Annotated in this window: 19 protein-coding genes; 9 read left to right on the forward strand and 10 right to left on the reverse strand. The window is 46.4% G+C overall.

What is annotated here, in order from left to right; all coding sequences use genetic code 11:
• Positions 1 to 140 precede the first annotated feature (140 nt).
• The gene (locus tag DP120_RS01800) at positions 141 to 1,271 is read right to left on the reverse strand and encodes an ABC transporter ATP-binding protein (RefSeq protein WP_112221470.1); all 1,131 of its coding nucleotides are present in this window, start codon (positions 1,269 to 1,271) and stop codon (positions 141 to 143) included.
• A 248-nt stretch (positions 1,272 to 1,519) separates the two neighbouring features.
• Here DP120_RS01800 and DP120_RS01805 point away from each other — a divergent pair, with 248 nt between their 5' ends.
• The 3 genes from DP120_RS01805 to DP120_RS01815 all read left to right on the forward strand — a co-directional run bounded on the left by DP120_RS01805 (position 1,520) and on the right by DP120_RS01815 (position 4,698).
• Positions 1,520 to 2,842, forward strand: coding sequence for an ABC transporter substrate-binding protein (locus tag DP120_RS01805; RefSeq protein WP_112221471.1), 1,323 nt, complete (start codon positions 1,520 to 1,522; stop codon positions 2,840 to 2,842).
• 17 nt (positions 2,843 to 2,859) lie between these two features.
• Positions 2,860 to 3,771: a carbohydrate ABC transporter permease gene (locus DP120_RS01810; RefSeq protein WP_233786095.1), complete on the forward strand. Its 912-nt coding sequence runs from the start codon at positions 2,860 to 2,862 to the stop codon at positions 3,769 to 3,771.
• A gap of 114 nt (positions 3,772 to 3,885) precedes the next feature.
• Complete coding sequence (locus tag DP120_RS01815; RefSeq protein ID WP_205854503.1) at positions 3,886 to 4,698, forward strand: carbohydrate ABC transporter permease; 813 nt, start codon at positions 3,886 to 3,888, stop codon at positions 4,696 to 4,698.
• Between the two features lie 670 nt (positions 4,699 to 5,368).
• Here DP120_RS01815 and rlmN read toward each other — a convergent pair.
• Positions 5,369 to 6,442, reverse strand: a complete 1,074-nt coding sequence (gene rlmN / locus DP120_RS01820) for a dual-specificity RNA methyltransferase RlmN (protein WP_112221473.1) — start codon at positions 6,440 to 6,442, stop codon at positions 5,369 to 5,371.
• A 158-nt stretch (positions 6,443 to 6,600) separates the two neighbouring features.
• Between rlmN and DP120_RS01825 the strand changes: the two genes are divergently transcribed.
• The gene (locus DP120_RS01825; RefSeq protein WP_112221474.1) at positions 6,601 to 7,074 is read left to right on the forward strand and encodes a VOC family protein; all 474 of its coding nucleotides are present in this window, start codon (positions 6,601 to 6,603) and stop codon (positions 7,072 to 7,074) included.
• Between the two features lie 77 nt (positions 7,075 to 7,151).
• On the opposite strand, the gene DP120_RS01830 is transcribed toward DP120_RS01825, so the two are convergent.
• The 3 genes from DP120_RS01830 to DP120_RS01840 form a co-directional block, all read right to left on the reverse strand.
• Positions 7,152 to 8,666, reverse strand: a complete 1,515-nt coding sequence (locus DP120_RS01830) for an acetyl-CoA hydrolase/transferase family protein (protein WP_112221475.1) — start codon at positions 8,664 to 8,666, stop codon at positions 7,152 to 7,154.
• 235 nt (positions 8,667 to 8,901) lie between these two features.
• A complete protein-coding gene (locus DP120_RS01835; protein ID WP_112221476.1) occupies positions 8,902 to 9,546 on the reverse strand; it encodes a LytTR family DNA-binding domain-containing protein in 645 nt (214 codons plus the stop codon).
• 75 nt (positions 9,547 to 9,621) lie between these two features.
• Positions 9,622 to 11,121, reverse strand: a complete 1,500-nt coding sequence (locus DP120_RS01840) for a succinate CoA transferase (RefSeq protein WP_112221477.1) — start codon at positions 11,119 to 11,121, stop codon at positions 9,622 to 9,624.
• Between the two features lie 373 nt (positions 11,122 to 11,494).
• Here DP120_RS01840 and DP120_RS01845 point away from each other — a divergent pair, with 373 nt between their 5' ends.
• The 4 genes from DP120_RS01845 (at position 11,495) to DP120_RS01860 (ending at position 16,001) form a co-directional block, all read left to right on the forward strand.
• Entirely contained in the window at positions 11,495 to 12,730 is a 1,236-nt protein-coding gene (locus tag DP120_RS01845; RefSeq protein ID WP_112221478.1) for an MFS transporter, read from the forward strand.
• Positions 12,731 to 12,987: 257 nt separating this feature from the next.
• Positions 12,988 to 14,184, forward strand: a complete 1,197-nt coding sequence (locus DP120_RS01850) for an MFS transporter (protein WP_112221479.1) — start codon at positions 12,988 to 12,990, stop codon at positions 14,182 to 14,184.
• A gap of 190 nt (positions 14,185 to 14,374) precedes the next feature.
• Positions 14,375 to 15,277 carry a MerR family transcriptional regulator gene (locus DP120_RS01855; RefSeq protein ID WP_112221480.1) on the forward strand — a complete coding sequence of 301 codons (903 nt, stop codon included), beginning with the start codon at positions 14,375 to 14,377 and terminating at the stop codon, positions 15,275 to 15,277.
• Between the two features lie 148 nt (positions 15,278 to 15,425).
• A complete protein-coding gene (locus DP120_RS01860) occupies positions 15,426 to 16,001 on the forward strand; it encodes a hypothetical protein (protein ID WP_165843690.1) in 576 nt (191 codons plus the stop codon).
• A 36-nt stretch (positions 16,002 to 16,037) separates the two neighbouring features.
• Here DP120_RS01860 and DP120_RS01865 read toward each other — a convergent pair whose 3' ends face one another.
• Both DP120_RS01865 and DP120_RS01870 read right to left on the reverse strand, forming a co-directional pair.
• On the reverse strand, positions 16,038 to 16,223 hold the full coding sequence (locus tag DP120_RS01865) for a hypothetical protein (protein ID WP_112221482.1): 186 nt from the start codon (positions 16,221 to 16,223) through the stop codon (positions 16,038 to 16,040).
• A 529-nt stretch (positions 16,224 to 16,752) separates the two neighbouring features.
• Positions 16,753 to 18,051 carry an NCS2 family permease gene (locus DP120_RS01870; RefSeq protein ID WP_112221483.1) on the reverse strand — a complete coding sequence of 433 codons (1,299 nt, stop codon included), beginning with the start codon at positions 18,049 to 18,051 and terminating at the stop codon, positions 16,753 to 16,755.
• A gap of 456 nt (positions 18,052 to 18,507) precedes the next feature.
• On the opposite strand from DP120_RS01870, the gene DP120_RS01875 reads away from it, so the two are divergent.
• Positions 18,508 to 19,470: a nuclease-related domain-containing protein gene (locus tag DP120_RS01875; protein ID WP_240611940.1), complete on the forward strand. Its 963-nt coding sequence runs from the start codon at positions 18,508 to 18,510 to the stop codon at positions 19,468 to 19,470.
• A 298-nt stretch (positions 19,471 to 19,768) separates the two neighbouring features.
• On the opposite strand, the gene DP120_RS18325 is transcribed toward DP120_RS01875, so the two are convergent.
• From DP120_RS18325 to DP120_RS01890, 3 genes are all read right to left on the reverse strand, one after another.
• Complete coding sequence (locus tag DP120_RS18325; protein WP_165843691.1) at positions 19,769 to 19,924, reverse strand: hypothetical protein; 156 nt, start codon at positions 19,922 to 19,924, stop codon at positions 19,769 to 19,771.
• A gap of 188 nt (positions 19,925 to 20,112) precedes the next feature.
• Positions 20,113 to 21,324, reverse strand: coding sequence for a NupC/NupG family nucleoside CNT transporter (locus DP120_RS01885; protein WP_112221485.1), 1,212 nt, complete (start codon positions 21,322 to 21,324; stop codon positions 20,113 to 20,115).
• Between the two features lie 264 nt (positions 21,325 to 21,588).
• Positions 21,589 to 22,938: an MDR family MFS transporter gene (locus DP120_RS01890; protein ID WP_112222283.1), complete on the reverse strand. Its 1,350-nt coding sequence runs from the start codon at positions 22,936 to 22,938 to the stop codon at positions 21,589 to 21,591.
• Positions 22,939 to 23,151: the final 213 nt, after the last annotated feature.

The raw sequence follows: 23,151 nt of genomic DNA on the forward strand, positions 1-23,151 counted from the left end.
ATGTCTATTCCTTTATTTTCCCTAATGAAGGAAACTTAAACACTATACATCATTATAAATTGAAAATTCTTATAAAATTTAAATTTTCCTGAAAAAAAATAAAGCCACTCCTCTTAAAAGGAGTGGCAGATTGACAATAATTATACAGTTTCACCAGCAGCTTGCAGTTCTCCAGCTTTTAAGCGTTCGCCTGTTTCGATATCGAAGAAATGCACGTGCGACATATCGAAAGCCAGTGTCGCTGTATGGCCCGCTTCGATTGCTGTGTCGGCATCAACACGGGCAATGAATTCCTGATTTGCATAGACTGCATACAGAATCGTTTCTGCTCCAGTCAATTCCGATACAGTAATTTCGGCTTCAAACTCGCTTGCCGGCAAACCGCTGAGGTCTTCATTGTTAACATGGATATGTTCCGGACGGATTCCAAGGGCAATCGGCTTACCGTCATAACCAAGATCTTTCAATAAAGCTGCAGTTTCAGAGGGAATCGCCACTGATTTATCGTCGACCAGAAAGTTTCCATTGGAAATTGTTCCTTCGAAGAAATTCATGGCCGGTGATCCGATAAATCCGCCTACGAAGCGATTTGCCGGGAAATCATAAACTTCTTTCGGCGTGCCCACCTGCTGGATGACGCCGTCTTTCAGAATGACAATCCGGGTTGCCATCGTCATCGCTTCTGTTTGGTCGTGTGTCACGTAAATAGTTGTCGTTTTGAGGCGCTGGTGCAATTTGGCGATTTCCGCGCGCATCTGCACCCGCAATTTTGCGTCCAAGTTTGATAAAGGCTCATCCATGAGGAACACTTTAGCATCCCGCACAATCGCGCGTCCAAGAGCGACACGTTGACGCTGCCCTCCGGAAAGCGCTTTCGGTTTCCGGTTCAGATAATCTTCAAGCCCAAGAATCTTGGCCGCCTCTTCTACACGCCGTTTGATTTCCGGTTTCTTAAATTTCCTTAATTTTAGTCCAAAAGCCATGTTTTCATAGACCGTCATATGGGGATATAAAGCATAGTTCTGAAAAACCATCGCGATATCCCGTTCTTTGGGTTCAACTTCATTCATACGTTTGCCATCTATGAAGAATTCACCTTCCGTAATTTCTTCCAATCCCGCAATCATCCGCAATGTTGTTGATTTACCGCAACCAGACGGTCCGACAAACACGATGAACTCCTCGTCTTTTATATGAAGATTAAAATCGGTCACAGCCAAAGCACCTTTATCATATCTTTTACCCAGATTATTGATTTTTATCTCAGCCATATGCGACTCCCCTTAACTCATTTTTATTTTAATTATAGAGAGTTATTTGTAAATTACAAATCTGGGTTGGAAAAGCAAGGAGAAGTGATGTATACTCCTAACTAAGAAGTAAATTGAATTTTTAGTTATTTTGTCATAATTCTTGAAAGGGGTGCATTACTTTTCTGAAAAGAAAGTCGTAGGACCATCACTTCGGAAGTCGAAGTTTTTCAGAATTCAATTTCTATTAAAAAAGGAGTGTTAGACTAATGAAAAAAGTGCGAATGCCTCTATTGGTACTAACCAGCGCCACTTTAATGCTCAGTGGATGTGCCGGTTTCCAGACCAGTGACAACAGTGAAGGCCAGACAAATGATGAAGGTAAAACAGTAGTCGACTTCTGGTCATTCTGGGGTTCCGAACTTAGACGCCCGGTCATCGATAAGATTGTGGCAGACTTCAATGCTTCACAGGATGAAATTGAAGTGAAACACACCTACAGCCCGTGGGGTGATATCTGGACAAAAGAACTTGCGGCTATTGCTGCAGGAAATCCGCCGGATGTTGTTATCAATGACATTAACGCCACCGCAATCCGCGGAAAAGAAAATCAGGCGATGAATCTTTCCGAATTCATGGATGACGGTTTCTCGGATAAATTCTATCCGGAACTTTGGAATGCAACTCTTTATGAAGGTGATTCCTATGGCATTCCGTTTAACACTGATACACGGGTTCTCTTCTATAATAAAGACGCATTCGAAGAAGTCGGCCTCGATCCTGAAGATCCGCCGGAAACATGGGCAGAACTTGAAGAATATGCAGCTATGCTCGATGTGAAAAACGGCGATGACTATGATCGCCTCGGTTTTTATCCGTTATGGGGCGTCGGCTATGACGTATGGCTATTGAATGCAAATGGCGAAAACTATTTCGGCGCAGATAATAACGTCGATACTGTAAATATCAATACAGAAACAAATGTGGAAGTGCTTAACTGGCTGAAATCGTGGAGAGACCGTATCGGCGAAGATGTCGTCAATTCATACCAGGCACAAATTGACAGCCAACAAGGCAATCCATTCTTCAGTGGAGATTTGGCGATGCTCGTTCAGCAGCCGACTTTTTATACACAAATCAGTGAGTATGCTGAAGATCTGAATTTCGGTGTAGCACCGCTGCCGGAATATGAGCCTGGAAACGGCCATACCAGCTGGGGCGGCGGATTTGTCGCTGAGATTCCAGAAGGGTCAAGCGATCCAGAAGCTGCCTGGGCATTCATAGAATATCTGACAGGCGCTGAAGCGCAGGAATATTGGGCGGTTGAAAACTTTGATAATGTAGCGAATATTGAAGCTGCAGAAGCAGCTGCCCAATCTGATGAACTGTCCGAAGAAGGCCAGATGGTCTATCAGATGGCTATTGAAAGTATGGAAAATACTTTGCTGACCCCTGCACCGGTTGAAGCTCCAGGATTCTATAATTACATCAATCCGCATGTAGACGAATTCTTCCTCGGCTCAATGACTGCCGAAGAAGCGTTGGCACAGGCGCAGGCGGATGTTGAAAATCTCATCGAGAGTAACCAGTAAACAAGGGGGGAAGTCCTTTGGGTAAAAGAAAATTGACCATACGGCGCAAGGAAAGTATATACGGCTATATTTTCATCATGCCTTTCATTGTCGGCTTCTTCGCTTTCACCGCTGGGCCATTATTGTTTTCCTTAGCCGGAAGTTTTACAGATTATAATATTACATCCAGAATGGATTTCGTCGGAGTGGAAAACTATCAATCGCTCATCGTTGATGATGGTCTTTTTAGGACTTCCCTTTGGAATACAATCTATTATGTCGCTTTTTCAGTTCCTTTGACGACACTCGGCGCCATTTTCATTTCAGCATTGCTGAACCAGGACGTTCCAGGCATCCGTGTTTTTCGGACCTTGTATTATCTGCCTGCCGTCCTTTCCGGCGTTGGCGTCTATCTTTTATGGATGCAATTGCTTGAACCGGGAACCGGGATGGTGAATCTGCTGCTCGGCTGGGTGGGCATCGATGGCCCTAACTGGCTTTATGATCCGGATTGGACCAAACCTTCACTTATCCTGATGAAACTTTGGAGTGTTGGCGGTTCTATGCTTCTTTATCTCGCAAGTATGCAGGGAGTTTCCAGATCTCTCTATGAAGCAGCAGAAATCGATGGTGCCAGCCGATGGCGCCAATTTGTCCACATTACCATTCCGATGATTACACCTGTTATTTTCTTTGATGTCGTAACAAGCCTGATTGGCGGTTTCCAGATTTTCCAGGAAGCCTATATCATGTCGGGCAACGGTGAAGGCGGACCGGCAAACTCCTTGCTGTTCTATAATCTTTATATGTGGAATCAGGCCTTCGAAAGCTTTGATATGGGCTATGCCATGGCAATGTCCTGGATTTTATTCGTCATCGTTTTCGTTCTGACCCTGATCAACCTTAAACTCGCTCCCCGGTGGGTGCATTATGAAGGGGAGGAGAAGTAAATGGCTAAAACAACTGACCAATCAGATTATTTAACTGACGCGGAAAAAGCGGAAAGCCAATCCGCTGTAAATACCAAGCCCCGTTACTGGGAACATCGGGGAAATCGCAATAATATGTGGCGCGTGCTGAATTTCGTTTTATTGGCTGCCGGCAGCCTCTTGATCTTGTCACCACTCTGGTGGATGTTTGCGACTTCGCTTAAGACGATGGCGGAAGTCATGTCCTATCCCCCCTCCTTTTTTCCGGAGTCATGGGAATGGAGCAATTACATCAGGGCTTGGCGGGCTGCGCCATTCACAACCTACACAATTAATACGATAACAATTACAACACTGGTTGTAATTGGCAGCGTGCTAGCTAACTCTTTTATTGCCTACGGATTTGCAAAAATCCCTTTCCGCGGCAAAGGGATTTGGTTCGCCATCGTCTTGTCGACGATGATGATTCCGGGGTTTGTAACACTCATTCCGCAATATGTACTGTTTGCGAACCTGGGCTGGGTCAATACGTATTATCCTTTGATTGTCCCGCATTTCTTCGGAAGCGCTTTTTATATCTTCCTGCTGCGGCAATTTTACATGACGATTCCTACTGAATTGATTGAGGCAGCGAAAATCGAAGGCGCCAGCCATTTCTATATCTGGTGGAAGATCGGCCTTCCTTTAACGAAACCGGCGCTTGCCACTGTAGCAATTTTTTCGTTCAACGGTGCATGGAACGATTTTCTCGGTCCCCTGCTCTACTTGAATGATGAAAATCTTTATACGCTCCAATTAGGGCTTGCCGTCTTTAAAGGACAGCTTAGCACACAATGGAATTATCTGATGGCTGGATCACTTCTTGTGCTCCTCCCCGTCATTCTGCTGTTCTTCTTCTTCCAGAAATACTTTATCCAGGGAATAAACCTTTCTTCTGGTGGAAAATAACGAAAAGCGGAAGTTCTCAATAAGGTTCAATAAAAACCGATATTGCGCAAAACAACTTCGCGAAAACAGGTGCTCCTGCATCGCTTCGCTAGCTTCGTCACAAAGACCCGGCCGAACTTCCTTCGACCAAGTCTTTCCTGGGGGCTTGCGCTGAGCTAACTCGGACTCGTTGCACTTCGCCCGAGTGGATCTTGCACTTCGTCGGCATTCGCCTGCTCCCCTGGGAGTCTTCGCTGTTTTGCTCCATATCTCAGGATCACCTTCTATAAAGGGATATCCTTTAAAGTCTGTTTCAAGAACACATACCCTGATTCTATACAGAATCTGAATGAAGCGGCAGGCAGTGAAGGACTGAGATGTGCTCCTGCATCGCTGCGCTGCTTCGTCGCAAAGACTTGTCCTCACAGGCTTCGGCCAATGTCTTTCCTGCGGGACCAAGAGCGAGACTGAGACCCCGCAAGAAAGGTTTGACCGAACGTCATTCGGTCGAACCTTTGCGACGAAGCGTGCAACGCTGCAGGAGCACAGGGTTTTCGAAGCGATGAGGAGGCTCAGGCCGCTCCCCGCGGAAAGCATCTGCCTAGAGCATAATGATTTAAGAAGTTGATCATTTCTCGACAGCCTAAAAACAGCCCTCCGATTGAATTCGGAGGGCTGTTTTTTTACATTATTAAACTGTAGCTGGTTTTTTCTCTTTTTTGATTTGTTTGCTTCGCAATTGGCCACAAGCAGCGTCGATATCTGCGCCTTGTTCGTGGCGTACACCACAGTTGATGCCTTTTTTCTTCAGTGCATCGTAGAAAGCCGAAATTGCTTCCGGTGTGCTTTGCTGATATTGATCGTGCTCGCTGACTGCGTTGTAAGGAATCAGGTTGACATAGGAAAGATGACGTTTGTTTTCAAGCAGTTTCGCCAGTTGATTCGCTTCTTCCACATGGTCATTGACGTCACGCAGCATAATGTATTCGAACGTGATGCGGCGGTTGGATTTTTCCAGGTAATAATCGATTGCAGCCATCAACTTCTCGATTGGGTACGCTTTGTTGATTTTCATGATGCGCGTACGCAAATCATTTGTTGGGGCATGGATTGAAATAGCCAAGTTGACTTGCAGGCCTTCATCCGCGTAATCGTAGATTTTCGGAACGATACCACTTGTTGAAACAGTGATATGGCGTGCTCCGATAGCAAGTCCTTTTTGAGAGTTGACCACATGCAGGAAGTCCATCAGGTTCGTGTAGTTATCGAACGGTTCGCCGATACCCATAACAACGATGTGGCTGACGCGCTCTTCTTTTTGCTGAGCGTCGAAATGCGCCTGCACTTGCATGATCTGTTCAACGATTTCGCCCGCGTTTAAATCGCGGCTCTTTTTCAAAAGTCCGCTGGCGCAGAAACTGCAGCCGATATTACAGCCAACCTGTGTTGTAACGCAGACGGAATTACCGTATTTGAAACGCATTAGAACCGTTTCGATCAGGTTGCCGTCCTGAAGACGGAAAAGGAATTTGATCGTGCCATCTGCAGATTCCTGTTTTACCGTTTGTTCCAGTGTGCGGATTGAGAAATTATCTTCCAGCAACTGTATAACTTCCTTGCTCAGGTTGTTCATTTCAGAAAACTGCGCTACGCGTTTAATATATAACCAGTCCCATACCTGCTCGGCACGGTACTTTTTCTGTCCATTTTCCAGGAACCATTCTTTTAGTTGATCTATCGTCAATCCATATATAGAATTTTTCATTTTAGAACCCTCATTTCGGAATTTCACAATTGCTTATTATAATACTAAAGATCACGGTTTACAACAACTATTTTCGTTTAAACAGAAAAGTCTGCTTTTTAGAAGGCTTAAAACCTTATTCCTCCGGGTATCAGAAATTATAAGAGGAGGTTTTACATATGAGTTCAGTAGTCACCCATATCGGTCTCGCAGTTCCGGACCTGGACCGGGCAATCGATTGGTACAGCAAAGTTTTCGGCTTTTATATACTTGCCGGCCCTTATGAATTCGATGAACGAAATGAAGAACTTTTTTCCATGACACAGGACCTCCAGGGACCTGAAGTGAAAAAGATGCGGAATGTCCACCTGATGACCAACAGTGGTGTCGGGCTTGAGTTATTTGAATTTCAGCAACCCGAATTCGCCGACGAAAAGCCGGCGCAGCACGCCGGCTTTTTCCATATCTGCCTGATTGTCGAAGATATTGTGGAAACGATTGAAAAAGTTGTGCTTCAAGGCGGCAAGCAGCGCAGCAAGATTTGGAACATCAATAAAGGCAAGCCGCATTATCTCGTGTATGCCGAAGATCCTTTCGGCCATATCATCGAGCTTTATACCCGCAGCACTGCAGAGGTTTATGGCAATAATTAATTACAAGAGCCAGTTCCCTTCTATAGAAGGGAACTGGCTCTTTTGAAAACCGATATAAATTTAAGCGAATCGGTTCTTTACACCAATTGCTCTTTTTCCTGCAGCATCGAACCTTTTTCTGCAAGTGCAGTGTGCCATGAGAATGCTTTTTCAAGGACGTGCGGAGTCTGGCCGCCGCGTGTCAGCGCTTCTTCGTAATACTCGCGCATCTGCGCCTTGTAGTCGGGGTGGATACAGTTTTCGATAATCACTTCGACGCGCTGGCGCGGTGCCAAGCCGCGAAGATCTGCATAGCCCTGCTCAGTTACAAGCACATCAACGTCATGTTCCGTATGGTCAATATGCGAAACGAACGGTACGACGCTCGAGATTTTGCCGCCTTTTGCAATAGACTTCGTAACAAAAATAGCCAAACGCGCATTACGGGCAAAGTCACCAGAGCCCCCAATGCCGTTCATCATTTTTGTGCCCGATACATGAGTCGAGTTGACGTTGCCGTAAATATCGAATTCGAGTGCCGTATTGATGGAAATCAAACCGAGACGACGGATAAGCTCCGGATGGTTCGAAATTTCCTGTGGGCGCATGACGATTTTATTGCGATAATTTTCAAATTCACCGAAGACCTGTTTCATTTTCGGTTCGGACAATGTAATCGAACAGCAGGAAGCAAAATCCACTTTGCCTGCGTCGATCAGATCGAATACTGCGTCCTGCAGCACTTCCGAATAGACTTCAAGGTTCTCAAATTCCGAATCGATCATGCCGTGAAGCACAGCATTCGCAACTGAACCGATGCCGGACTGCAGCGGCGCCAGTTTTTCAGTCAGGCGGCCAGCTCTGATTTCCGAACGGAAAAATTCCAACAGATGATCAGCCATGATTTTTGTTTCTGCATCCGGCGGAACGATATTCGACGGAGAATCCTTCTGTTCCGTGAAGACGATGCCGCGGATTTTCTCCATGTCCACCGGGATGCCGATTGTTCCGATGCGGTCTTTAACAGACGTCAATGGAATTGGATCACGTTCTCCCTGTTTGCCGGTATCGTAAATATCATGCAATCCTTCGAATTGTTCCGGCTGCGCCATATTAATCTCCACAATAATATTGCGCGCATGTTTCGCAAAAATGGCTGAGTTGCCGACAGAAGTTGTCGGAATGATCATGCCGTCCGCTGTGATCGACAGCGCCTCGATGATTGCAAAATCGATTGGTTCAATTACATTGGAGCGCACCCATTCAGCTGTATGTGACAGATGGTGATCGACAAAGAACATTTCTCCCGAATTGATTTTGCTGCGCATTGCAGGTTCAGCCTGGAACGGCAAACGTTTGCCGACGATTCCCGCTTCTGCAAACAGGCGGTCGATATCCGAGCCCAATGATGCACCAGTGAAGACATTTACTTTGAAGCTTTCAGTTGCCGCCCGCTCCACCAATGCAAAAGGCACCGCTTTCACGTCGCCAGCGCGCGTAAAGCCGCTGAGGCCCAGCGTCATTCCGTCCTGTATCCAGGAAGCCGCTTCCTGCGGAGAAACCACGCGCTCCTGAAGTTCTGCTGCTTTGATCCGGTTAATGGTATTTGTCATATCAATCACTCTCTTTCTGGAAGGTTTTTAAGGGTTAAAAATCCGTCTGCCATAAAAATAAAGCGTTTTCATTGTATTGGTAGGAAATAAAAGCAGATTCCGAGGTTAATTATTAGATAATTTTAAACTATTCAGAGAGCGCTTTGAGTGATTAATGGTCGGAAGAGCAGTTATTGCGCTAAAGCAGAAAATCCCCTGCGTAAAGCAAGGGATTTTCACATTTTCTATTTTTCTATCAAAACCCCAGCAGCTTCCTGAAATAACTTGAATAGGATTGGCTGACCGGGATACGGCTGCCGTTGTCCATTGCGAGCATGAAAGTCGAGTGGGTGTCCGGGTAGATTTCTTCTATATGATGGACATTCACGATGAACGACCTGTGGCAGCGGATGAACGTTTCCCGAGGCAGCGAATATTCGAATTCCTGAAGCGAGTTTTTATTCGTTCCCGAAAAACCTCCCGCATGAATATGCGTCTTGCGGTCCTTCACTTCAAGGCAGACGACGTCGTCGAAAGGAACGGGCTTCCAGCCGTCGGGACTTTTTACGGTCACCACCGACTTCCCTTCTGTATAGGAAGGATAAATCGCCATGACGCAGCCTTGCAGCTTCCCGTTTTCCTCGAAAGGCACAGCCATTCCGTGATAGGGAACGCCGAACACTTCGCGGTCGATGAATTCGGAAGCTTTCTGATTGGTCATCAACGCTTTATGTGCGATAGTGCCTTCCTTTACCGGGTCGCCGGGTTTTATCTTTAAATCGATGCGCTTGCTTGGCCTGTAATAGATATATTGTTCAGTGTCCGCTACTGCGATGGAAATTTCATCGGAGAACAGTTCCCCCATGACGTCCAATAGCGAACCGAATGTAAATTTTTCCATAAGAGTCCTCCTGTTTCTGCTGATTGCTTCATTATAATGCATTTTCGGCAATCAAGGGGCAGAAGGATGTCAGGACTATTTCTCAAGCATGCTTCCTGTCTCGGCGAGGCGCTGATACCAGGAAAATGCTTTTTCAAGGACATGCGGAGTTTGGCCACCTCGGGTCAGCGCTTCTTCGTAATAACCGCTCAATTGATCCCGGTAAGTGGGATCTGCACAGTTCTCAATGATCAAGCCGGCGCGTTCTCTCGGAGCAAGGCCGCGCAAATCCGCATAACCGTGTTCAGTAATGAGGACATCCACATCGTGTTCAGTATGGTCAACATGTGTAACAAACGGCACGACACTCGAGATATTACCGCCTTTGGCTGTCGACTTGCTGACGAAAATCGACAGTCTTGAGTTGCGGGCAAAATCGCCGGATCCGCCGATGCCATTCATCATTTTCGTTCCTGATACATGGGTGGAATTGACGTTGCCGTAAATATCAAATTCCAGAGCCGTATTAACCGCAATCAAACCAAGTCGGCGGATGAGTCCCGGGTGGTTGGTAATTTCCTGTGGCCTTAAAACGATTTTATCTTCATATTTCCTGAAGTCTGAGTAGACCTGGGCCATCTTTTCTTTGGACAGCGTAATGGCCGAACCGGAAGCGAAACGCAATACGTCCGCGTCGATCAAGTCAAACACCGCATCCTGTAAAACTTCCGAGTACATTTCAAGATCATGGAATTCGGAATCGATCAGCCCGCGCAGAGCTGAATTGGCCACTGAACCGACTCCCGACTGGATCGGCGCCAGTTTTTCCGTCAGCCGCCCAGCCTTGATTTCCGAACGCAGCAGTGCAAGCAGATGACTGGCGATGGCTTCTGTCTCACTGTCCGGCGGCACGATTGTAGACGGTGAATCGATCTGGTCCGTAAAGACGATTCCTCGGATTTTCTCCATATCCACCGGTATTCCCGTCGTGCCGATGCGGTCTGCAACGTGCGTAAGCGGAATCGGATTCCTCCCTTCATGTGTTCCTGTGTCATAAATATCATGCAGGCGGTAAAGGCGCTCCGGCTGCTCCGTATTGATTTCCACGATGACATTTTTGGCGTATTGAGCAAAAATCGCAGAGTTGCCCACAGATGTTGTCGGTATGATCATGCCGTCTTTTGTAATGGAAATCGCTTCGATGATGGCAAAATCGATGGGAGTGATAACACCGTCCCGAATCCATTCAGCTGTGTGTGATAAATGATGATCCGTATAAAGCATTGCGCCTTCGTTTATTTTTCTGCGCATCACTGGATCCGACTGAAACGGCAGCCGTTTGTGGACGATACCGGATTGTGCAAAAACCGTGTCAATGTTCGAACCGAGAGAAGCCCCCGTATAAACGTTTACTTTGAAAGTTTCGAACTCCGCACGTTTTGCCAATGCCAGCGGCACCGCTTTTGCATCCCCTGCCTGCGTAAACCCGCTGAGGCCCAGCGTCATGCCGTCCTGTATCCAGGAAGCTGCCTCTTCGGCACTGACTACCCGCTCCTGTAATTCCGGTGCTTTGATCCGCTCAAATCGTTTACCCATAATCCCTCACCTTTCTTTGCTGGAATAAAAACCGCTATTGAATTTACCTATACCCCAATTCAGGATGCTTAAATAAACTATTTGAGTTCACCGTGCACTTCCATTCTTCTTACCCATCCATTCACAAATTTGCAACAAATTTTAAGTATTTTCCCATAACTTAGAGACACGAATTAATCCAAAATGCCTTGAAATCAAGCTTTCTGAAATTATTAGAAAATTCCTTTTATACAATAATATAATACGCTAAATTTATGATAAAAATATGAGTTTATCCCGTTGACTTTAGGGTTTATCTATCATAATATATGAAAAGTTGTCAAAACGATTAGCGTTTGTACAATAATTTTAAATTGAAAGAGGGCTTTTTTAATTGTCTAACAGCCAACGTAAAAAAATGTCCATATTGATGATCAATATGTTTATTGCTATAGCAAGTTTTGGAATTGTAGTCCCTATTCTCCCTGCCTATCTTCTATCCATCGGCCAAGGCGGCACAGCAGCCGGCCTGATGATCGCGATATTCGCAGGCGCACAGCTCCTGTTCTCTCCACTTGGAGGAAGCTGGGCCGATAAATACGGTCCCCGCAAAGTAATTATTCTTGGTCTTGCATTACTGACTATCTCGATGCTTATGTTCTACTCAACTGATTCAATCTGGGTCATCTACGCTTCACGTGTAGTCGGCGGTATCGGTGATGCCTTCCTTATTCCGGGAGTCTTCACATATGTAGCCGGCATCACTACTGCAGCCCAGCGCGCTAAAGGAACCGGCCTTGTGACGGCTTCCATGTCGCTCGGACTCGTTATCGGACCTGGCTTCGGCGGATTCCTTGCTGACATCAGCTTGAAATTGCCGTTCTTAATCGCCGCAGGAGTTACATTCAGCGCGATGATTTTCTCTTTGATCATGCTGAAAGAAATTGTCCCTAACGCAGAAAGCAAAAAGCAGGCGGAGGAATTTTCAAAAGACGAGTCGATGCTCGAACAAATCGGCCGCTCCACCCGCATGCCGTATTTCATTCCTTTGGTAATCATTTTCATCATGAGCTTCGGCCTTGTCGCTTATGAATCTGTTATCGGTATGTATTTGACGACGCAATATGGTTCATCGTCAGCGGACATCGCCATGATGATTACGGCTACCGGAATTGTCAGCGTAACGGTTCAATTCTTTGTAGTCGACCGTCTCGTCCGCCGTTTCGGCGAAGTGAAAACGATGATTGCCTTCCTTGGACTGGCAACTGCCGGTTTCCTGATTTCCCTGACAGCTGGCAGCTACGGCGCATTTTTCGGCGTCTCGCTTGTGATTTTCCTGGCGATGGCCATCCTTCGTCCGGTGCTTAACATTCTTGTATCGAAAATGGCTGCCGGCGAAATCGGCTTCGCAATGGGTATGGCAACTGCATATATGAGCCTCGGCAACGTCCTTGGCCCAATTTCGGCAGGCATGCTGTTTGATGTCAACATCAACTACCCGTTCATCCTTGGGCTCGGCCTTTTGGTAGTTACTTTATCGATTGCCATGGCTTGGCGCAAAACGAACAATGCAAAATCAGTGGACTATGCTACTGCCAATGAAACACCTGAAGCTGAACCTTTAACATAAAGGTTCAGTTTTTTATTTGAACGAGGTTTAACTAATTGACAACAAGATGCAGCCGGCATAATATGTAAAATTGAGTGTAAAAATTTTATAGGTAATGAATGGTAATTGATACTCTTCTCCACTTTCCTTCATACATATGAAAACTGTTTGAGCAACACCGCTTTTACTTGATTCTCCGTCTTAAGTTTTGTTGCCGGTATATATAGAAGAAACTCCAACAGGCAACTCCATCCACATAATAAGAAAAGAGGCACACCATGTCAGCAGATCAACGCAAAAAGATTATCATCCTGATGATCAATATGTTCATCGCCATCGCAAGTTTCGGGATCATCATCCCCATCCTGCCGTCTTATCTGCAATCCATCGGACAGGGCGGCATGGCTGCCGGTCTTATGATCGCCATTTTTGCGGCGGCACAATTCCTGTTCTCTCCGATTGCCGGCAAATGGGCGGACCAATATGGCCGCCGCAGAATGATCATTTACGGACTTATCGGATTGACCCTTTCAATGTTTGTCTTTTACGCTTCCGACATTATCTGGGTGCTTTACTTCTCCCGCGTCATTGGAGGAATTGGCGCCGCGATGCTGGTACCGGCAATTTTCGCCTATATCGCTGACATCACAACTTTCGACCAGCGCGCGAAAGGCACCAGCCTCGTATCAGCGGCTATGTCGCTCGGTATCGTCGTCGGCCCCGGAATCGGTGGATTCCTCGCCGATTACAGCATCAAATTACCGTTTCTCGTTTCAGCACTAGTGTCACTTGGTGCAGTAGTGTTTTCACTCGTCCTGTTGAAAGACAGCGATGCTGCAAATGCGGATGCTCAGCATACACTTGATATGACACAATCGGAATCAATGCTGTCGAAAATTGCTTCTTCCACAAAGAAACAGTATTTCATTCCTTTGGTTATCACGCTTGTGATGAGTTTCGGCCTGCTTGCCTATGAATCCGTCGTCGGACTTTATCTGGACAATCAATTCAATTCGACCGCCAAAGACATCGCCTTTATGATTACTGCGACAGGTATCGTCAGTGTCATCGTCCAGTTGTTCATCGTCGACCGTATTGTCCGCCGCTTTGGTGAAGTGGCGATTCTTGTAACATTCCTGGGCGTCGCGGCATTCGGTTTCCTGCTCTCACTTTTTGCAGGCAGCTATGCCATGTTCTTCGGTGTTTCGCTTGTCATTTTCCTTGCGACATCGATCCTGCGGCCGGTACTGAACACGCTGATCTCCAAAATGGCAGACGGCGAAGTCGGGTTTGCAATGGGCATGAACAACGCTTATATGAGTATCGGCAATGTCGCCGGACCTCTGCTTGCGGGCATGCTTTATGATGTCAACATTGTCTTCCCGTTCATCCTTGGTCTGGTTATGCTGATGATCACTATCTTCATCACGGTGGGGTGGCAGCGTTCACGTGCAGTCAAAGCTGCAACCGCATGATACTAATCAAATAAATTGAAAGCAGAAAGAGCCGCGGCTCTTTCTGCTTTTTTGATGGCGAATGGAAAAAACGTGTATAAAACAATTGCCTGTCATATTGGCTGCACCCAGTAAACCCTTAGGCTTTACGGGGTGTATATGTACTTGTATAATAAATATACAACTAACTTATAGAAATGTGGGTCATGCCATGTACAATATAAAAGCTGCTGCAAAGATCCTTGATATGCCCAAGGTGACAATCCGGTCATGGGAAACACGGTATAATGCGATCACTCCAGCCCGAACAGAGTCAGGCCATCGCCTGTATTCTGATCAGAACCTGGAGGATTTGAAGTGGCTTAAAATCCAAGTTCAGGAGAACGGCATCAAAATCAGTGAAGCGGTCAAACAATTGCATGTTTCGCGGAAAAAGTTTGTAAAGACTGCCGCCGAGTTGCCTCAGTCTCCTGAAGGTTCTTCCCAGTATGAGAAACAGATTGACGAACTCTATAATGCCGGAGCCGAAATGGACAGCGAACGTTTCCAGTATTTATTGGATTTGAATTTCTCGATGTTCCATTATCGAACTGTGTTCTTCTCGATTCTGGCACCATTAATGGTGCGTATCGGTGAAGAATGGGAAAACGGCACCATTACCGTGGCACATGAACATATGCTTAGCCATTTGGTGCTGCAGCGCTTTACCCAGTTTTTCCGCATATTCCCGACTTCCGACACTTTGCCGAAAGCTTTGGCATTCTGCCCAAGCGGCGAGCATCATCAGCTCGGCTTGCTCCTATTCACTTTATTCCTCCGCGAACGCGGTTATCCGGTAACCTATATTGGTCCTGATACGCCGCTAGAAGGCCTCCCTGAACTTGTTGGCAAGCAGGATTTTAGGATTGCCTGCATGTCCATCGGCAACGAACGGCTGCTTCCGGCTGCAGATGAATATATAACTGCTTTAACAGCAGCCAAGCCCGAACTGCGATTTGTCATCGGCGGACGCGGCCTTGAAAATGTTCAAAATACCGCCAACAAGTATTATCTCGGAACTACTTATGAAGACTGGGAGCACTGGCTCGAAGATACCCAGACTTCCCGGAATTAAGAAGACCTTTTCAGACTCCTTGTCTGAAAAGGTTTTTTTATTTGCCAGGATATCATGCTGCTGTACTTTTCCAAATAATTGTATGGTAAAATTTATTTATCAGAATTTTCCGAGTCAGGAAGTGGTCCGGTTGAAAAGAATCTTTAACATGAATACCTTGTATATTTCTGCCGCAATTATTGCGGTCAGCGCTTTTATGCTACCGCGCGTAATCGAAGCCGTCAATCTTCATATTCATGGAATCTCTTATATCGCCGAACAAACCGAGGAATATTTCAAAATCACAGAACCCATTGAAGGCGAATATTCAGTCGAACTCGATTTAAGTGATCCGGAAAGTAATGAAGGCCAAATCCTCTTTGATGACGGTGACAATACGATATCCGTCCTCGAAGTTGTGCCTCGTGATGAAGCAGGCTATGAAGTGATATTCCGGTCGCACGCCTCGGAGCGCGCTGACGGAGCTGCGTTGATTTCAGGGGTAGAACATGACTATACTGATGAGGGTTTCACGCATTCCTTTAAAGCAGAAGCGGTTGCAAGCATTGATGGCGGAGAGCCATTCGAATTGTCTCCCACTGGTTCAACGGGACTGAGCTACCAGGACGGTGACCAATTTGGATTTATTTTGGATGCCTCTAGTGCAGATGCCGTTTCCGCAAAGGTGACAGTCACAAACCTGCAACTGAATTTATGGGCGGAGATGTGGTGGCCGCAGAGCTGACTGGACGTATAAAAGCATAAAAAAAGACCCGCTCTTTTAGAGCAAGTCAAGGTCCTGATAGGCGGACTGGTAAGGTCCATTGTCTGTTACTTCTGAATGGTAAAGTGCTTTTAAGGCAAAGCCTTTTTCAAGCTCCATGTCTTTCATCAAAGTCTTCAAGCGCTTTTTCAGCTCGGGATTTTCACTGACAAGGGTTTCCATCTTCGATTTCGTGTATTTCATAATGCGGTCGCTCCTTTCAGTTGCTGTTGAGTTCATTGTATCATCTATAGCCTTATTTAATGAAAAAACGCACTTGCATCCGGCAAGTGCGTTTATTTTTATTGGACAAGAACGTATAACTTTTTAGTATGAAGATTTTTGGAAAAAAGTGTTTCGGTGTCCAGGCTCCGGCGACCCAGCTCTTCGAGTCATAAGCCAACTTAGCTGCGCGGCCAAGGCCACTACGCTAATCTGTCTTATGCTTTTCAGAGCTAAACGGGTGCCGTCGCTTTTCTAGTGTCCAGGCTCCGGCGACCCAGCTCTTCGAGTCATAAGCCTGCTCATGTCTAGACTCCAACGGCCAACTCCCCGGACTTAAGCTGCTCTTCCTATGCGGCAAAGAACGCCGCTCCGGAAGTTCAGCTTAAGTTTGTCGGAGCTGAACGGCCGTTTCCACTTTTCAAGTCTGCGCGGCCAAGGCCACTACGCTGATCCGTCTTATGCTTTTCAGAGCTAAACGGGTGCCGTCGCTTTTCTTTATTGATATAAATCAGCCGATGACCTGGAAAATATAATTCGCGAGGAACAGCGCTGCGATCACATAAAGCGCCGGTGTAACTTCGCGCCATTTGCCGAGACCGACCTTCAATAACGGATACATGATAAAGCCGATGGCGATGCCGTCAGCGATACTGTACGTAAACGGAATGAGGACGATGATCAGAAACGCCGGAATGCTTTCGCTCATATCTTTCATATCGAGGTCCTTGATGTTCTGCAGCATCAATGCGCCAATGATGATCAGGATCGGTGCAATCGCACTGTCCGGGATCAATTTGATGACAGGAATGAAAAACGCGGCACCAAGAAACAGCAAGCCGGTTGTAATGGCCGTCAGACCTGTGCGTCCGCCTGCTGCCATGCCCGCTAAGGTTTCGACACTGGCAACTGTCGGACTCGTACCGAAAACACCGGAAGCCATCGAACCGATGGACGTTGCCTGGAATGCACGCTTGTATTTCTCTGGACGTTCAATGAAATTGACCTGTCCATGAACAAGGCCGATGTTCTCAAACACCAAGACCATTGTCAGCGAGAAAACCGCTACCCAGAATCCCATGGTCAGGAAACTGGTGAAACTCAATGCACCGAATCCGGCAAACGCTTCAGAAGCGCTCATCGCCGGTTCATTCAGCTGGCTAAGGTCAATCATGCCGAATAAAAAGGCGATCACTGTTCCAGCCACAATCGTGATGAGGAAATTCCCCGGCACGTTGCGGATGAATAGGATGATAGCGATGACGAACGTCAAAGCGGTCGACAGCACCAGCGGGTCGGAAACCGATCCGAGTGCCAAAATTGCCCCTTCGCCATTGATGACGATTCCGCCTTTTTCAAGGCCCAGCAGCATCAGGAATAAACCCAGACCTACTGTAATCGCCTCTTTCAGCGAATGCGGCACTGCAGCACTCAGCACTTTCGCAAAACGCGTAAACGCCACTGCGACAAAAATAGCACCTGATACGAATACGACCGCTAATGCTTCTTGCCAGGTAAGGCCCATCGCCTGTACCAGTGTATACGAAAACAGTGCGTTGATGCCCATGCCCGGAATCAGCAGAATCGGAACATTGCCCCAGAATCCCATGACGAGCGCTCCAAAAACAGATGCCCCAATCGTCGCGATAATTGCCGCTTCGATCGGCATGCCGGATTCCGACAGGATCAGTGAATTGACTGCGATAATATAGACCACTGTGAAAAAGCCAATCAGACCGGCCAATAGCTCACGCTTAACCGATGTACCATTTTCTTTAAGACCGAAAAAACGATCCATCCAATTATACATATACATAACCTTCTATTAAATTAGCCCTCTCCCTACCCGCTCTGCCTGAATAAATTCAGGTAAGCCAAGATAGAAGTGTAATGCAAAAACGCCGCCACGTCAAGGGTTTGGGGTTGGTCCGGAGAATATGCTTCAGCAAAATGAAATGGTGAATATTTTGGAGTAAGGGTTTAGATTTTAATGCATTTTGCGCAGTGAAATGCAGGGTAATTAACGGGTTTGGTTCTCATCGCATTTCGCATAGCGAAATGCAATGCATTCAATGGTCTTGGTTCTAATCGCATTTCGCTCAGCGAAATGCAATGCATTCAATGGTCTTGGTTCTAATCGCATTTCGCTCAGCGAAATGCCATCCATTAAATGGTTTCGGTTAGCTTTTAAATATATTTTTAGAGAGACATTTCTGGAGTGTTTGCAAATGCTATACTTCAATTAATATTGGAAAAGAGGTGTTACATGGAAAAAGAACCATTGGAATTACTTTCGGCTGATGAAGCGCTCTGTTCCTTGATTGGCCGCTTGCCGGCCGTCCACCCACAGCGTCATTATCTTGCAGGCGAGCAGCGGCAAATTGCAGCAGGCATCCGAGGAGAAGATCGGATGCGGAAACACTTCGTTGAATTTCATCCACAAGAAGAGTTCCATATACTGTGGGACGTCAGTCTTGCGATGGGCGACTGGAAAATACAGATGGACGGCTTGCTGTTGACCGAAGGCTGCGCTATCATCATGGATTCAAAGAACATCAGCGGCAAAATCCATTTTGACGAGCAGACCGGTGAATTCTACCGCTTCGATGACGATAACGTCAAAAGCGTAATGAAGGATCCACGTATCCAGTTAAACAAGAATATTCGCTTCCTATCGGCATGGTTCGAGCTGAAGAAAATTAAACTGCCTGTCAGCGGACTTATCATTTTTACCCCGAAGAGCTGTGAATTCATTGTCAGGCCAAAAAGCAAACACCTCTGCAAAGTCTATCAGATGCCTGAATATTTATTGCAAATCCTAAAGGCTTTCCCCCTTGAAGCCGAACCGCCGAAACTGCCGAAAATTAAAAAACAGATTATCGGCGCACATTCCCCTTATCTGAGAACCCCTTTATGCGGCAAATACTATATTGAAGCGAGTGAAATTCGCCGCGGCATTCAATGTACAGAATGCCGCGAATACGGAATGAAACGAATAAAGAAAAGCTGGCAATGCCCCGGTTTCGGGCACCGGGATCGGCAGGCGCATAAATTCGCGCTGAGTGAATATTTTTCACTGGTTGATACCCATATTACGAATCAGGCGTTTCGTGAGTGGTGTGGTGTGGAATCGCGGTCCGTGGCTAAAAGATTATTAGCGCAATTCGACTTAGAGAATTCTGGCGAAAAGAAGGCATGGAAATATAGTTTAAGAACGAAGAAGGAGTGAAAACTCCTTCTTTTTGTGTGTATTTTATGGGAACGCCCACAAATGAAATTAATCGCCCAAAACGTATTTCCTTGAACAATATACACCTCTCACCACAACCCAAAAACCAAAAAAGAAGCTTTTCACCGAGTGAAAAGCCTCCAATCTTCCCTTTCAGCCTCACCTAACGCAAGAAAAGTCGTTTTTACCTCCCATTCCCCCTAAACTTCCACTCTCCCACTCTCACTCCGCCCTTCATCGCATTTCGCAGAGCGAAATGCAATCCATTCAATCACTTGACCTCCTCTTTAGCATCGCCTCATACAAAAAACATCTTATTCTGCCACCATTTCCCCAAGAAATCCCACTCTTCCACCATCACTCCGCCCTTCACGCATTTCGCCTCGCGAAATGCCATCCATTTAACGGTTTTCGATTTACCCGCACGCGCACTGACTTCGCCACGATCCTGCACTTTTCCCGCACTCCCAAAACCCTTGAACGGATGCTTTTCGCCAAAGCGAAAAGCGAAAAACCTACAAATCATAAACCCTCAAACCCACAAATCTACACATCTACAAATCTACAAATCTACAAACCCCACCGAAAATCTCCCATCAAAAAAACCACACGCAAAATGCGTGTGGCTCCGTACTTTATTGATTAAAAGAACATACCAGCGATAGAGGCGCTCAAAAGTGAAGCGAGTGCTCCGGCTGCTACTGCTTTCATGCCAAGTTTTGCGATTTGTGGACGGCGGCTTGGTGCAAGTGCCCCAAGTCCTCCAAGCAAGATCGCTAGTGAGCTCAAGTTGGCGAAACCACATAGCGCGAAGCTGACAATAAGGACAGTTTTCGGCGATAGGTTCGCCATTTCCGCTGTAAAGGAAACGTAAGCGACAAATTCGTTCAGCACGAGTTTCTGGCCGATGAAGCTGCCGGCTTGGACTGCTTCAGCCCAAGGTACACCGATTGCAAAGGCAAGTGGAGCGAAGATGAATCCTAGAATTTGCTGGATAGTCAGACCTTCAAATCCGAAGAATCCTCCAAGACCCCCAAGCAATCCGTTCATTAACGCAATCAATGCGATAAACGCAAGAAGCATTGCCCCAACATTTAATGCTAATTGCAAACCATCAGCCGCACCGCGTGCAGCAGCATCTACTACGTTTGCTGATTCTTTATCTTTTTCAAGCTTAAATTCTTTTTCTTCAATTTCCTCTTGTTCCGGAATCATGATTTTAGCCATGATCAAACCGGCCGGAGCCGCCATGAAACTTGCAGCAAGCAAATATTCAAGAGGCACGCCAAGAAGCGCATAACCCGCAAGTGTAGAACCTGCGACCGAGGCAAGTCCACCAGTCATAACCGCGAACAGTTCGGATTTCGTCATTCCGGCAAGGAATGGACGCACAACAAGCGGTGCTTCTGTCTGGCCCACGAAAATATTGGCCGAAGCGGAAATGGATTCCGCTTTGCTTGTGCCTAGCAGCCAAGCTAATGCACCGCCAAGGAAACGGATAACAAGTTGCATAATTCCTAAATAATATAGCACTGAAATTAAAGAAGAGAAGAAAATGATAATCGTCAGTACCTGGAAAGCAAAGACGAAGCCGAACCCTTCTGTATCAGCTGCCGGACCGAAAACGAAGGCAATTCCTTCACCCGCGTAACCGATTACATTATTGACTAACTCAGATAACTTGAGCAGCCAACCACGCCCAGTTTCCCATTCCAGTACGATAAATGCGAAGCTGATTTGTATCGCTAACCCGCCTAAAATTGTCCGTGGCTTAATGGATTTTTTCCCATCAGATAAAAGGAAGGCCAGTCCCAGAACGACGAAAATGCCGAAGATGCCCCATAATATATTCACAACTTCACCTCATAAATAGTATTTTATCAGAAAATTAGGCTATTAAATGTCTAACTCATCCGTCGTCTGACATCTTACCAAAGGAAAACGAATAAGTAAATGTACATTATGTTACAAAAACCTGATTTAATCGTATTCCCAATCAAATGAAAATTCGCAATTGAATTGATATTTCCCGGGAAATGATTGCCCTGCCATAATTCCCGGTTTATCCTCGATTACCATTCAGCGGAGCTGAAGAACCCCGCTGAATGAATTTTTTCTTTATTCGTCTTCAGTTGACGGTGCTGCTTTCTTAAGAAAGAAGGAAAGAAAAACGCCGACGAGGCTAAGAATTCCGGCTACGATAAAGGAGATATTCACTCCTCGGATAAGTCCTTGCACACCATACTGTTCCGGATCGAGTGCCGTGCTCGTCATGATAGTGACAAGCAAAGCGGTGCCGATCGAACCGGAAACCTGGCGCATAGTATTGCTCATAGCCGTACCGTGCGGGATCAGCCTTTCCGGCAGCTGATTGAGTCCAGCGGTCGTCACCGGCATCATCACCATGGCAACACCAAACATCCGGATCGCATGCATCACTGTTAAATAAGTAAACGAAGTTTCAGCGGTCAGCACGGTGAATTGGAATGTGCTGACCGTCACAATCAAGAGGCCGATGATTGCCAGCCATTTGCCGCCGAACGCATCGAAAATCCGGCCTGTAATTGGGTTCATGATTCCCATAATGATAGCGCCGGGCAACAGCATCAAGCCGGATTCGAGCGCAGTGAAGCCGTGCATATCCTGCATATAGATCGGCAGAATTGTAGCACCGCCGATCATTGAAATAAAAACAATGACGCTGAGAATCGTCGACAAGGTAAAAATCTTGTATTTAAAGACCCGAAATTCAAGCAATGGCTCTTTGAGCCGGCCCTGCCGCTGAATGAAAAGAAACAGCGAAACCGCTCCGATGGCGATAGACAAAAGGACCGGCAAGCTTCCCCAGCCTGTCGTGCCGGCACTGGAAAAGCCGTAAAGAATACCACCGAAACCAAATGTCGATAAGATAACCGAAGAGATGTCCAGTTTCGGGAAAGTCTGTTTCGTGACATTCTTCAAGAAGAAATAAGCAAAAATCAAATCGATTAAGGCAATCGGGATGACAATATAGAATAACGCGCGCCATGGATACTGTCCGACAATCCATCCCGATAATGTCGGTCCGATTGCCGGCGCGAATGAAATGACGAGGCCGAATAGACCCATCGCCTGCCCTCTTTTCTCAATCGGGAAGATGACGAAGAAAATGGTTTGGGTCAGTGGCATCATTATCCCCGCACCCGAAGCCTGAATGATGCGGCCAATCATCAGTACCGAAAATCCAGGCGCAAACGCAGCCACAATTGTTCCGATGGTGAAGAGCCCCATCGCCGTCAGGAATAAAGCACGGGTAGAAAATTTGCCGATTAAAAAAGCGGTTACCGGAATCATGACGCCGTTGACAAGCATGAAAACGGTAGTCAGCCATTGCGCCGTATTCGCAGTAATGCTCAAGTCGTCCATAATATGCGGCAATGCCGTTGCCAGCAAAGTCTGATTCAAGATGGCGACAAAAACTCCTGCCATCAGCACCGCAAGCAGCGGCCCTATTTTTATATCTTTTTTATCATGGACATCATGCTTACTTGCCAATAGCTTCACCTCACCGTCTTTAGCAATCTGCTTTTTTCAGTGTAATCCGCGTTCTATTATCCTAGTTACCCTCATCGGTTTCAACTAATCCGGTTCATAAAGAAAAGCGCAAGCGCCCGTTAAGCACAGTAACATTATTAAAAGAGA

Origin of the sequence: Planococcus halotolerans (assembly GCF_003289955.1) — a bacterium.
Lineage (GTDB): Bacteria > Bacillota > Bacilli > Bacillales_A > Planococcaceae > Planococcus > Planococcus halotolerans.